This is a genomic window from Paenibacillus dendritiformis (assembly GCF_021654795.1).
Lineage (GTDB): Bacteria > Bacillota > Bacilli > Paenibacillales > Paenibacillaceae > Paenibacillus_B.
In genome coordinates, this window is the sequence record NZ_AP025344.1 from 579,019 (window position 1) to 593,813 (window position 14,795).

The following is a 14,795-nucleotide window of genomic DNA, read 5'->3' on the forward strand; positions in this document are numbered from 1 at the left end:
CCCGTCCGCCGCTTCCCGGGCGATGAAGGGCGAGCCGCTACGATTCCAGATACTCCACGATATCCTCTCTCGTCAACTCGCGGTGCATCCAGCGCAGGCGCTCGTTCACTTCCTGCCAGGCCCCGGCCTGCGCCGCCTGCAGCGTATGGTTCACTCTATCCCAGCGGAACGGCCGGATGATGTTGTACAGCACATTGACGACGTCCCATTCCGCCTGGGACAGCGGATATTGCTTGGCGTAGCCCGCGTAAAAATGCTTGAAGCGCCGCTCCAACTCGGCGCATGTCTCCCGATCAAGCCCCTCTTCCCGGCAGCATTCGAAGCAGAGGAAGATGCCCTCCTGCATCATATAGCTCACGAATTTGTCCTGGCCGGCCAGATTGTAATCGATAATGCCCGCCAGCTTCCGATCGTCATCGATCAGGAGGTTGTTCAGCGACAAGTCCCCCTGCACTCCGCCGGCCGGCAGTCCAGGGAAGGCCGCTTCCAGCTCCTTGCGCTTCCGGTTGTAGACATCCCATATTTCTTCAATAAGAGCATAATCGGCTTCCGAATACTTGAGTGTTTCATACCATTGCTTGGCGTCGCTGTAGTTCTCCTCCTCCGGATCAAGCAGCACATAGGGACTGTTCCAGTCATACTCAATCCGTTCCTGGAGCGCGATCGTATGCATTTTCCCCATACAGCTCCCCAATTGTCCCAGAAAGCCGCCGCTCATGTCTTCCATATCCAGCTCCCGATCATCCATGGTCGGATAGGGCATATACTCTTCCGCCCACACATGGAATGGAATGCCTTCCACGCTTATGGCTGCGCTATAGCTGCCGTTGTCCGCGGGATAGAAGCGCGGCGTGAGAATGCCGCCTTCCCGGTACGCCTGCGCCAGCCTTGCCCAGCCGTCAATTTTATCGCCGGTGGTATGCGAATCGCTATAGCATTTGAAGACAAGACGCCCATGCTTCGCGGTCTCCACGATGGCAATATACCGGTATTCATCCTCATAGCTATTGTCGATGAGGTGATAGGACTGGATCGAATCCTTGACATAGGATTGCAAAATATGTTCAATATGCCGCTTTGTCATCATTAGACGCGATCACGCTCCGTTGCCGTTATTTTTTGTATCATGCTGCACGTACATCTAAGGAAAAAATGTTATAAACTGAATAATTTTTTAATTTATCTATCAACACCTTTATTTTAGTGCTATAATGCATTATAACCATATCTTTCAAATATACCTTATAAAATGACTTGCATGGGGCACTATGGTAACCCCGGTAGATGTTGGTTCCGACATCGTGTGTTGACATCCATATAATCGCTGCATAAGAAAGGCGGCACTCTCCTTACCAAGAGAGACCAAGCCGCTGTATGTCAAATTAAGGCGGTGGAGTGTATTTGGATAAAAACAATGTCGAAGATATTATTACTGTAACACCAACCCAAGAAGGTATTTTATTTCATTATGTCTATGACCGGGATGAAAGTCAGTATTTCGAACAATTATCGCTTTCTTTGAGCGGAAAGGTAGAGACCGAATCGTTCGAGCGGGCGTGGAATAACGTGGTTGCCGCGAACGGAGCGCTTCGTTCTCTTTTTCGCTGGACCGGACTGAGAAAGCCGGTACAAATTATTTTAAAGAAACATACGGTACAAATTCAATATTACGATCTTTCTGGCGCAAGCCCGGCGGAGCGCGCGGACAAGCTCCGGGAAGCAAAGGAAGCGGATATACGGCGGGGGTTTCATCTGGAGCAAGAAGTTCCCTTTCGAGTGATGCTCTGCAAGCTCGGCGAGAACCGCTGCGAGATGGTCATTAGCAGTCATCATATCCTGTATGACGGATGGAGCACTGGCATTATTATAAAAGAGTTTATACATAATTATGAGCATCTCAGCCAAGGGAAGCCGGTAGACAAGCGCGTGAAGAATACAACGTTCCCTTATCTGAAGAAGCTTAACAATGAAAACATGGATGAACATGCCGCCTATTGGAAGAAGTTGTTGGCTGAAATGAATCATTCCCCGTTGCTGCCTACCGAGCCGACGGCGGTATCTACCGTTCCTCTTATTGGCTATTATGGATATACGATTTCACCTGAACACGCAAGATTGGTCGAGGAACAAGCGCGGAAATATAACATGACGGCAGCGAATTTGTGCTACGCAGCGTGGGGGCTGTTGTTGCGCGTGTATACGAACCGGAATGATGTCGTGTTCGGAACGACGGTGTCCGGCAGAAATGATAATCTTGACGGAATCATGGACATGGTGGGCCTATTCATTCGTACGCTTCCCGTTCGAATCGATCTGAACCCTGCCCAAAATACGCTTGAAATGTTGCGGCAGACGCATCTTATGATGAGGGAAAGCGAACGTCACAGCGCCTATCCTCTTGTCCGAATCATTCAAAACAGCGAAGTCACGCACCATGCCTTGTTCGATACCTTATTGGTCATTCAGAATTACCCGCTCATCGCATGCGAGAACAATCAGCCTCAATCTCTTGCAATCACTTCCTACTCCATGAGAGAGCATACCAATTATCCCATATCCGTTGGGATACAGACGTTCTCCGGCCTCACGATTTCCGTATCCTACAACGAACGGTTATTCTGTAAAGCATTTATTGAAGCATTAATTAATGATTTCGAATTTTTCCTTGTTGCCCTTGCCGAGCATATGAGCGCGAGCATTGGTTATATTCTCGAACGGTACAACCAGGTCATGTTAGAGAAGGCGCTGGCTGCCTCAAGGTTTGCGGAAGCGGACAACGGCCGATTGTACCATGAGTGGTTCGAGGAACAGGTCCGGCGAGAGCCGGAGCTCCCCGTCCTCGTATATGAAGGACAGGAGTGGACGTACGAAGCATTGAATCGTCGAGCCAATCAACTTGCAGGCCGCTTGCTCGACATGGGGGTCGAACCGGGATGTGTCGTGAGCATTTGTCAGACGCGTTCCATCGATCTGATTGCTTCCGTCCTTGCCGTAATGAAAGCAGGCGGAGTATTTGTTCCTGTGGACCCGGATTACCCGAAGGAACGGATACATGATTTATTCAATGACAGCCAATCCCGCTTCATTATGTCAGACCAGCATACGCATCCCCTCGCAATAGATTGGATTCAACATCAACAGGTGCTTAATGTGTTTGATATTCCCCTGCCGGCAGGTTCTGTGGCGAATGTGCCGACATCGAGCACGGGAACCGATCTATCCTATATTTTGTATACGTCGGGAACGAGCGGCAAGCCTAAGGGAGTGATGATCGAGAACCGCAACCTGGTTCATTTTATTGAGTCCTTTGCCAGGGCCATTGCTTTCTCCCGGAACAAATCGATTCTCGGTTTGTCTACTTTCTCATTCGATATTTTTGTCGTGGAGATTCTGCTGCCGCTTGTCTTGGGCATGAGAATCGTCTTGGCCAACAGTCTTCAGCAGAAAGATCCTTTGCAGCTCTGCGAACTTGTCAATCGACATCAAGTCAATATCCTGCAGACCACACCCACGAGAATGAAGACGTTGCTGAACCATCCTGCAAATATTTCAAACCTTCAGTCCGTAACGGATTTTTTACTTGGCGGGGAGCCATTGTCAGACCGTTTAATTTACACGCTCCAGCAAGAATTTGAGGCCAACGTATACAACCTCTACGGACCTACGGAAACAACCGTATGGTCTGCGGTCAATCGTCAATTCGGGCAGAATCCGGTTCGAATCGGCCGGCCTATCGACCACGTGGATATTTATATCCTGGATCGGGACGATCGCCTCAAGCCCTTGGGGGCTCCCGGAGAGGTGTGCATTAGCGGGCGCGGGGTTGGCAGAGGGTACTGGAACAATCCCGAATTAACGGCCAAGCAATTCGTCCCCAATCCATTCCGGCGCGGATCCCTCATGTACCGCACAGGGGATCTGGCCAGATGGACGATGGATGGGGAATTGGAGTTTCTGGGGAGAATGGACCGGCAGGTCAAAATACGAGGCTACCGCATAGAGCTTGCCGAAGTGGAATCGCAGCTTCTTGCGGCTGATTCCGTAACCGGAGCAGCCGTAGTCGCCAGGGAGGATGCCCATGGCCACCCCTATTTATGCGCGTATGTGGTCGGGAACGGCAAGTTGCCGGCTTCGCGGCTTCGTGAGCATATGGCGTTGCGTCTGCCGGAATATATGGTTCCCGGTTATTTTATCCAATTGGATCATCTGCCTGTGAACCACAACGGGAAGTTGAATACGAAGCTCCTTCCTGCTCCCCGGTTGGATGAAGAGGATAACGGCAGCACGTTTCGCCCTGTTACGGAATTGGATTACGCATTGCTTCATCTATGGACCGCGACCTTATCATTGGAATCGGCGGTTCCTGCGGATGCGCATTTTATGGATTTGGGAGGACATTCCCTGCAAGCGATGTATCTCGTGACCGCGATTGAAAAAGAATTGGGGATTACCGTCACCATTCAGGATATTTTCCAGCATCCAAGCATTGCTGCGCTGGCCCGATTTCTATCGGCGGCAGAGAGAAGCGGCCTTTCGAGAATCACGCCTGCGCCGGCAAAGGGGGATTATCCGCTGTCATCGGCACAGCAAGGGATGTATTTATCCAGTCAATGGGAGCGAGATCAAGTTTCTTACAACTTGCCTTTCTATATGAAGATTGCCGGGCAGGTGGATAAGAAGCGCGTGGAGAGAACGTTTGAATTGTTAATCGAGAGACATGAATCTCTCCGAACCAGTTTCCATACGGCAGGCGGGGAAGTGGTGCAGCGCGTTCATTCCGATGCTTCCTTTTCACTCGAATATGAAGAAATCAAATGCGATGATTTGCCTCATGCATTACGTCGTTTTGTTACACCTTTTCATTTGGAGCAAGCGCCTTTATTGCGCATAAAGCTGTTGCGGCTAGCCAAGGAGTCGTATGTCCTTGCAGGGGATCTTCATCATATGATTACGGATGGGCAGTCGGTCCGGAATTTGCTCCAGGATTTTGTTGCTATCTATCAGCAAAAACCGCTTGAAGCGATGCATCTGCAATATAAGGATTATGCGGTATGGGAGAATCAGCTCCGCGGCTCAGAAGCATGGAACAAGGCCGAGGAATATTGGCTGTCCGCAATGAAGGACGCGCCCGGCTCCCTTCGGCTGCCGTCGGACTTTCCGCACCAACGCTCTCAAGAAAGAACAGGTTCGGTCATACAAGAGGAAATTTCTTCCGTATTGGCCATAGAGCTGAAAGAAATGGCTTCTCGCAAGAGAACGACGCTGTTCTCCCTAATGCTTGCATCGTACTACATTTTGCTGCACAAATATTCAGGACAAGAGGACATCATTGTCGGCGTGCCGTTTTCCGGAAGATGGCATCCGGATCTGCAGCCACTTACCGGAATGTTCGTCAACACGATGCCAATCCGTCATTTTCCAAGAGCGTTCCGAACATTCGATGACTTGCTCTTTGAGGTGAAGAGTACCTTGTTATTCGGGCTGCAGTACCAATATTATCCCTTCGCTGAACTGGTCAGGAAGACAGGAGGGGGGAGCAGGAACCCTTCTCAACCGTTGTTCAATACGGTATTCACGATGCTGACCGAGGAGGAGAGAGTGCTGCTTCAAGGCAACACTGCGGTTGAACTGCAGTCCATTGACCGCCAACAAGCGAAGTTCGACCTGACGTTCACGGTCATCGAGAAAGAGCAGGTGCCCGTGAAGCTTGTGTTGGAATATGCCGCCGATCTGTTTTTGCCCATTACCGCGGACCGATGGATAGAACGATACGTGAAGATTCTCGAACAGGTAGCACGGCAGCCGGATATACGGATATCCGATATTTCCTTATCGGAGGAACCGGCACCGGAGCCTGTGCAACCGGACTACGTAGATTTTCAATTTTAAGTTAACAGGGGGTTGGCGCATGTCCATACAGCCATACAGTGAAAAAGCCTTGGCAGCGGCCAAGCAGAAGGACAAGAAGGCGCTGCTGCTCAATGCCGTGTCCGGCGAGATTCCCAAGCCGATCATCCCCTATACTTGGAGTCATCGAACCGGGGAATCCGCTTCCAATGAGCCCGTGCGCTCGTTGGCCGTCCTACTTCCCGACAGAGTGGCAGGGCAGGCGCTTAGAGTCAGCAACGGCTCGGATATGAACGTGCATGCGCTGGCCACGGCGGCCGCCGCTTTATTGGTTTATAAATATTCCGGGTGTGAAGATTTTCTGCTCGGCATCCCTTCGACCGTCGTGCGGATTCACTTGCAAAGCGGGATGACGTTCAAGGAGTTGCTTTTGGACACACGGAAGCGCATGGCTGCCGCGCATGAATATAAAGACTATCCCTTGGAAGTGATTGCGACTGAATTGGGATTGACATGGGGGCCTGACGACAATCCTTTTTTTGATGTTGCCGTCATGATGAATAACATTCATGACCCAACATGGATGAGAGAGGTGCCGTCGCCCTTCGTTATGGCTGCAAGCCGCGACGAGCATAGTCTGAGACTGACATTGCATTTTCAGCCGCGTCTCTATGACGAAGCCGCGGCGCGGAGATTTTTGGACCATTATATTTATCTGTTCGACCAGGCGCTCTCTCATCCGGATATTCCGCTCGCACAACTTGCTATGGCAGACGATTCAGATCTGAAGATGCAAGCGCCTGGGCAGATAGGGGAATGTGCCGGGCCGGATCGTCAGGTTACCCTGCATCACATGTTTGAATGGCAAGCCGCGGCGAGGCCGGATCATACGGCACTTGTATACGGGAGCCAGCACATGACTTATCGCGAATTAAATGAGAGAGCCGAGCGAATTGCCGGCGCATTGCGCCACAAAGGCGTGACCAGGGAAACGATTGTCGCGGTCATGGCAGAGCGCTCTTTTGATATGGTTGCCAGCATTCTTGGGGTGTTAAAGGCGGGGGGAGCTTATTTGCCGGTTGAGCCGTCCCTGCCTGAAGAACGGATTCGTTATATGTTGGAAGATTGTCGTGCCAAATATTTGTTAACCAGCAAAAGCATACATAAAGCGGCTTCCATGCTCTGTGAGTCGACGATTTATCTGGAAACGATCGAGGAGGAACCATCGGCAGATAAAACACAGGATGAAGCTTCGCCTGAAGCTGCGGCATATATCATATATACATCGGGGACTTCGGGCAATCCCAAGGGAACCGTGATTCAACATCACCATATAACAAGTCTTCTGCGCAATACGCTTCCTTTGTTTTCATTCTCTGCGTCGGACCGTTGGACGTTGTTTCATTCATTCAGTTTTGATTTTTCGGTATGGGAGATGTTCGGCGCATTGGCCACGGGAGCCTCGTTAATCATCGTGCCGGAGCCGGTGATCAAGAACGCCCAGACCTTTTTGCTCCTGCTGCAAGAGCAGAGAGTAACCGTCTTGAACCAGACGCCATCCGCCTTCTATCAGCTTATTAGGGAAGAGCGGTCTGGCAAGGGCAGCCATAACAGCCTTCGTTATGTCATTTTCGGCGGCGAGTCCTTGACTGCCGACAAGCTCCGGGAATGGACCGGGAAGCACCCGAACACGCAGCTTGTCAATATGTATGGCATTACCGAAACAACCGTTCATGTTACCTACAAAAAACTAGACAAGCACGCTTTGAATTCCGGCGCCAGCAATATCGGCTATTTGCTGCCTCATTTGCGCGCGATCGTGGTCGATAAAGACCTGAATCTTGTGCCTCGGGGCGTGCCAGGGGAGTTGTGGATTTCCGGAGAGAGTGTTGCAAGAGGGTATTTAGGCAAGCCCGAGCTGACGGCCCAGCGTTTTTTGCGGCATCCGCTAATGGGAGAGGAACGATATTATCGTTCGGGGGATCTCGTGCGCATCTGTGCCAACGGGGAAATGGAGTATATCGGCAGAATCGATCAGCAAGTGAAAATTAGAGGTTATCGAATTGAGACCAGTGAGATCGAACAAACTTTGCGTCTCCACCCCGATATCGAAGAGGCCGTCGTGCTGCCGCAAACGGACGATTCGGGAAATAAAGAACTGGTTGCGTATCTGGTGACAAGGGCTGCGCCCTATGTAGAGGATATACGCGCTTTTCTGGAAACATCCATGCCTTCTTATATGATCCCGGCCTACTTCTATGAGATTGACGCGATTCCTCTCACGATTAATGGCAAGCTGGACCGGCAGGCGCTGGCGATGAATAGCCGCAGGCTGGCGACCCAAGCGCAATTCCAGCAGCCGGAAAATGAAATGGAATGGCTCATTTATCGGATTTGGAAGAAGTACATGCCATCTGGAACAGACTACGGGGTGAATGACCATATCCTCCATTCAGGCGGGCACTCGCTTATCGCTTCATTAATTATCAATGAACTGAACAGCGAGCTTAAAACAGATTTTACTTTACGGGCGATTTTTGAAAACCCGACGATTAAATCGTTGAGCAGATATGCGTCCAGCCGGATGGGACAATCCTATCAATCGATACCCGTGGCGGATACAAGCCGTTTTTATCCTTGTTCCTCGGTACAGGCGAGAATGTATTTACATAACGAGCTAGCAGGGGAGAGCACGCTTTACAATATGCCGATCAGGCTGGAACTTGACGGGCCAGTCGACCCCGACCGCTTCAAGCAAGCCGTGTCGGGCCTCGTCTCAAGGCATAGTGTGCTGCGGACTTATTTTGAGCGTAAGGATGGCTTGCCCGTACAGCGGATACTCCCGGAAGTGGACTTGAGTCAATGCGTCGAAGTGGTGAGACGGGAGCAATCGGATCTGGAACCTTGCCTGTCCGGGTTTGTGCAACCATTTCGATTAGACGCCGCGCCGCTTTTTCGGGTGAAACTTATCTTATGCCCTGGCGATAAGCATGTACTATTGTTTGATCTGCATCATTTGATTGCGGACGGGACATCGCTGGACATTTTGCTGCGGGATTTATTGTCGCTATATGCTGGGGAAGCATTAGCGCCTATTCCAATCCAGTACAAAGATTATGCGGTATGGCAGCAGCAGCTCCTGTCCACGGAACGAATGGCTGCGCATGAACATTATTGGCTGGAGGAATTCCGGGAAAAAGCTCCATTGCTCTCGCTGCCACTCGATTTTGCACGAAGTGGCGACTTGCCTGTCGACGGGGATGTGTACACCGCTTCCGGGGGCGAGGCTCTCTTCCGTCAGCTTACCGAGCTGGCAAACAGGCAAGGCACGACGCTGTTTGCACTTTTGCTGGCAGCCTATTTTGTTCTGCTTCACAAATATTCCGGACAAGAGGATATTGTGGTGGGCGCCCCTGTGGATGGCCGGGATCATTTCGATTTGAAGCAGCTTGCAGGCGCTCTGGTCAATACGATTGCGCTGCGGTGCAGACCGTCGGGGGCCAAGACATTCGCTCAATTTGTGGATGAAGTGAAGGAACGGCTGTTGTTGGCGCTCGAGCATCAGCGTTACCCTTTCGAGGAGTTGGTTGGCAGACTGCAGCTGTCGAGAGACGCAGGCCATCATCCGTTATTCGACACATGGTTCTCTGTACAGACCATTCAACCACCGGCATGCCAACATTTCGGAATAAAGTGGAAGCCGTTCTCTGCGGGGGTGTCCAAATTCGATATCAGCTTGTATGCGGTCGTGAACGATAATGCCCTTGAATTTATGTGGGAGTACCGCTCCAAGCTATTCGCGCGGGATACCATTGCCCGCATGTCGGCGCATTTTCAACAGTTGCTGAGGCAGATTGCGAATAACCCTCGGCAGACCCTGGATGAGATAAGGTTAATAACCGGGGAAGAGGAGCATCGCATCCTGCATACATTCAACGATACGGCGCTTGAATATCGCGGTCCTCGCCGTATTCACCGCTTGTTCGAGCAGATGGCGGAATTATATTCGAATCAGACGGCGCTTATCTCCGGTCAAGCTTCCTATACCTTTAGCGAATTGAATATTCAATCCAACCGACTGGCAAGGAAGCTGAGGCAGGCGGGTGTCGGCCGGCAGAGCGTTGTTGGCGTGATGTTGAATCGGACCATTTATTTACCAGTGGGATTGCTCGCCGTATTGAAGGCGGGTGGCGCCTATTTGCCGTTGGATGGGGACTATCCGAGAGACCGGATTCAAGCCATCCTGCGGAACAGCCGCGTCCGCATGCTGCTGGCGCAACCAGAGCAGGCAGAATTCATTTCATCCCTCAATTATCATGGCGATATTGTTTATGTCGATGATGGAGTCCGATTGGACGAGGATGAATCGAATCTTGAGGATGAAGAGGAGCCGGCGGATCTCGCTTATGTGCTGTATACATCAGGCACCACTGGATCGCCTAAAGGCGTCATGATCCGCCATGACAATGTTCTGAATTTCATCCATGCGATGAGCGACAGGATAGAATTTGCTCCGGGCAAGTCGATACTGGCGCTTACGACGATTTCGTTTGACATTTTCTTTGTAGAGTTGCTTCTGGCTCTATGCAAGGGCATGATCGTTCTGCTGGCGGACGAGGCGCAGCAGAAGGATCCGGAATTGGCGCATGCCTTCCTGAAGCGCACGCCGATTCATATGCTGCAACTTACGCCTTCTCGTGTCTCCATGTTCCTGGACAATCCGTACGGCAGAGGAATACTCGAACAGGCGGAACAAATATTGGTCGGCGGCGAGCAGTTCCCTCTTGCGCTTCTTCAACAATTGCAGCGCGTCGCGAAGGGGAGAATTTATAACTTATATGGACCTACGGAAACGACGATCTGGTCAACTCTGCAGGAGCTGACGGCTTCCAACCGGATCGATATCGGACGCCCGCTTGCCAATACTTCTGTGTATGTAGTGGATCATAGCCGGCAACTGCTTCCTATTGGCGTGCCCGGGGAGTTGTACATAGCGGGAGCCGGAGTATCTTCAGGCTATTATTTTAATGAGGAGTTAACGGGGCAAAAGTTCGTGCCGGATCACTTCGCAGGGCATGGATATATGTACCGGACGGGAGATCTGGTCAAATGGTTGGAAGACGGATGCCTTATGTATCTGGGACGGTTGGATTATCAGATTAAAGTTCGGGGCTACCGAATCGATATCGAAGAAGTAGAGGAGGCGCTTGCCTCTTACCCCGGAATTACGAACGCCGTCATTGCGGCTCAGCAGGGGGAAGGAAGCAGCCAATCCCTGGTTGCCTATTATACGGCGGGCCAACGATTCGATAGCCAGGATATCAGGAGCTTCCTGCAGGACAAGCTGCCCGCCTATATGATTCCTGGCCGATTCGCCCGGATAGAAGCGATCCCCTTAACCCCGAACGGGAAGATCGACCGGAAGTCGCTGCCCGGGATCGGTGAATTGCCGGTGGACAACGAGGCGGAGAGCATCGCCGCGCCAGAAAACGCAACGGAACGTCTGCTGGCGGCGATATGGTCGGAAGTGCTGGGCGCGGGACATGTCATCGGGGTTAATGACAATTTCTTTGATCACGGTGGGAATTCACTCCAGGCCGGTAAAATATTGCTGGCCGTTCAAAAGCGTACAGGTGCGGCATTGTCCTTGCGGCAATTTTTTCTTCGTCCGACGATTCGGGCGTTAAGCGGCCTGGTACAAGAGGCGGCGACGGCGAAAGCGCTGGTTATTCCTTCTGCGGAGGCGGCCAAGCATTATCCGCTATCGCCCGCGCAGAAACGCATTTATTTCTTGCAAGAGCTTGACGGCACAGGGATTTCCTACAATATGCCGTTTGTTGTAAGGATTAAGGGGAAGCTTGAGCGGGAGCGCCTGTCCCAAGCGCTGAATCAGCTTGTCGTCAGGCATGAGTCGCTGAGGACAAGTTTTACGCTTGTGGATGGACAGCCGGTTCAACAGGTCCATGAATACGCGAAGGTTTCGCTTACAACCGCGACAGCACAATCCTTGCAGGAACTGAAGGACAGGATCGGTTCCTTTATCAAGCCCTTTTCCTTGGCACGGCCGCCGCTGCTGCGCGTTGCCGCTGTTGAGATGCAATCGGGCGATACCGTGTTCATGCTCGATATGCATCATATTATTTCCGATGGAGTCAGCTCTGATATTTTTATCGAAGACTTGCTTCGCCTATACAACGGGGAAGGCCTCCCGCAGGCGTCAGCGATAACGTATAAGGATTACAGCGTATGGCAGAACAGCTTGCTGGATTCGGAGCTGTACCGGAATCAGGAGGCCTATTGGCTGAAGACGTTCCAAGGAGAACTGCCGGTGCTGGATTTGCCCGTTGATTTTCCTAGAGCGGCGGTAAAGGGATATGAGGGCAGCACGGTCTCTGTCCGCGTAGAGCAGCCTTTACGGATGAAGCTTCAGCGGTTTGCGTCAGATTCCGACGCGACGCTGAATATGGTGATGTTGTCCGCTTATTATGCGCTGCTGTTCCGATACACCTGGCAAGAAGACATTATCGTCGGCGTGCCTGCCGCCAACCGGCAGCAGGAAGAGGTGCAGCATATTATCGGCATGTTCGTCAATACGCTGGCACTTCGCTCATTTCCGCACGCCGGCACATCGGTGCGGGAGTATATAGCCGAAGTGAAGGAAATCGTGCTCCAAGCCTATGAGAATCAGCAATATCCGTTTGAGAATCTGGTTGAAAACCTGAATTTGCCTAGAGATTTGAGCCGCAACCCGTTGTTTGATACGATGTTCAGCTTTCAGTCGAAGCATAGCCAGTGGAGCGCGGATATCGAGGCAGAGCCTGTTGCCTTTGAATTCCCGGTCTCCAAGTTCGATCTGTCTGTCAATGTGCTGGAGACACCGGATCAGCTTCAAGTGGAATTCGAATACAGCGCGGATTTGTTCCGTCCGGCAACGGTACAGAGAATGATCCGGCATTATCTTCGCATGCTGGAAGGCTTTGCGGACAACCCTGAAGCCACGCTTGGCGACATCATCTTCCTTGCCGATGCGGAGAAGCATCAATTGCTTCACGAGTTTCACCGCAGTCTGGCAGACAATGCGGAGGACACAAGCTTTTATGCCGTCTTTGAGACTGTCGTACAGCAACATCCTCATCGAACCGCCGTTGTGTTCGAGCAAGAAGAGATGACTTACTTGGAACTGGACAGAAAGGTGTCTCAACTGGCGCAGGCGTTATATGACAAGGGCGCGGGACCAAACACCAAGGTTTGCATTTTGATCGATCGCTCGATCGACATGCTCGTGGGGATTTTGGCCGCGCTGAAGACAGGAGCGGCATATGTCCCGCTTGATCCGATGTACCCTGCAGAACGCATTCATTATATGCTTGGCGATTGTGAGGCCGATATTTTGCTGCATCAGGGAACGGCGGGGGAGAGCATTCCGTTTGCGGGCCAGCGGCTAAATATCAACGACCCGGGCATATTTGCGGGAGAGGGGCTGCAAAGACGCATACCGAACCAGCCAACCGATTTGCTGTATATCGTCTATACATCCGGCTCAACGGGCAAGCCAAAAGGCGTCATGATACAGCATGATCAATTCATGAATATGTGCCTCGTCTGGCGGAAGGAATACGGACTGCATTCGCCGGACTTCAGCGTGCTGCAGATAGCGAGCATTTCCTTCGACGTATTCTCGGGCGATCTCGGCAGAACTCTGTTGCACGGCGGGAAATTGGTGATTTGTTCGCAGGAAGATAAATTTGATTTTCAACGGTTGTACAGGCTGATGGAGCGGCACAGGATTACGATGTTTGAGTCGACTGCGGCCATGATCGTTCCGTTAATGAACTATATTTATGACAAGCGGCTTGATATTTCTTTTCTGAAATTGCTTATTATCGGGTCGGATGTGTGCCGGGTTGAAGATTATGACACCTTGTATCGCAGATTCGGCAGCCAGATGCGCATCATCAACAGTTATGGCGTGACGGAGGCGGCGGTCGATGCCAGTTATTTCGAGATGAACGCCCGCAGTCCGTTGACGGGAACAAGCGTGCCAATCGGCCGTCCGCTTCCCAACGTACGTTTTTATATTTTGGATGAACGGAAAAACATGGTTCCTGTTGGCGTGACAGGAGAACTGTATATCGGCGGCAAGAGTGTCGGACGAGGTTATTACGGACAGGACCGGCTGACACAGGAAAGATTTTTGCCGGATCCGTATTTGCCGGGCGAGAGGATGTACCGCACGGGAGACCGAGCGAAATGGCTGGCTGACGGCATGGCAGAGTTCCTGGGAAGAATGGATCATCAAGTGAAAATCAGGGGTCTTCGAATAGAAACCGGAGAGATCGAGAACCGCTTGCGAAAGCATGCCCGGATTCAAGAAGCGGTGGTCATGGCACGGCAGGATCATCAGAAGGAACCTTATTTATGCGCCTATTATGTATCCGGCGACGAGATCGACAGTCTGGAGCTAAAAGACTATCTAGCCGGGTTCCTTCCTGATTATATGGTTCCCGCGCATTTTGTAAGATTGGACAAAATGCCGCTGAGCGCAAACGGAAAAATCGACAACAAGCAATTCCCTGCGCCGAATTCGATCCGGAGCCTATCAGACGAACGGCGCAGCGAGCCGGAAACCGAGCTCGAGCGAAGGCTGGTAACCATTTGGAAGACAACCCTGTCTATCGAGGAAATCGGAATTGACGATAATTTTTTCGATTTGGGCGGGAACTCCATGGATATTTTGCGGATCAACAATCGAATTAAAGAAGAACTGTCACTTGACTTTACGGTGGCTACTCTGTTCCGATACCCGACCATTCGTTCATTCCTCCGCCAGCTTCAGAGCCAGGAGGATGCGCTTGCGAGCGCGGGCAAGGATAAGGCGGCGTTGATTCAGGAAGGGAAGCATCGCCAAAAGGAGCTCCTGCAAAGAAGAAGAAAGAGGTAGCTTCGCA

3 protein-coding genes are annotated in these 14,795 nt (G+C 51.5%); 2 read left to right on the forward strand and 1 reads right to left on the reverse strand.

Going from position 1 to position 14,795, the window contains the following annotated elements; all coding sequences use genetic code 11:
• Positions 1-37: 37 nt before the first annotated feature.
• Entirely contained in the window at positions 38-1,087 is a 1,050-nt protein-coding gene (locus tag L6439_RS02670; RefSeq protein WP_213470038.1) for a phosphotransferase enzyme family protein, read from the reverse strand.
• Positions 1,088-1,401: 314 nt separating this feature from the next.
• Between L6439_RS02670 and L6439_RS02675 the strand changes: the two genes are divergently transcribed.
• Entirely contained in the window at positions 1,402-5,889 is a 4,488-nt protein-coding gene (locus L6439_RS02675; RefSeq protein ID WP_213470039.1) for a non-ribosomal peptide synthetase, read from the forward strand.
• 19 nt (positions 5,890-5,908) lie between these two features.
• Positions 5,909-14,788 carry a non-ribosomal peptide synthetase gene (locus tag L6439_RS02680; protein WP_213470040.1) on the forward strand — a complete coding sequence of 2,960 codons (8,880 nt, stop codon included), beginning with the start codon at positions 5,909-5,911 and terminating at the stop codon, positions 14,786-14,788.
• The last annotated feature ends 7 nt before the right edge of the window (positions 14,789-14,795 follow it).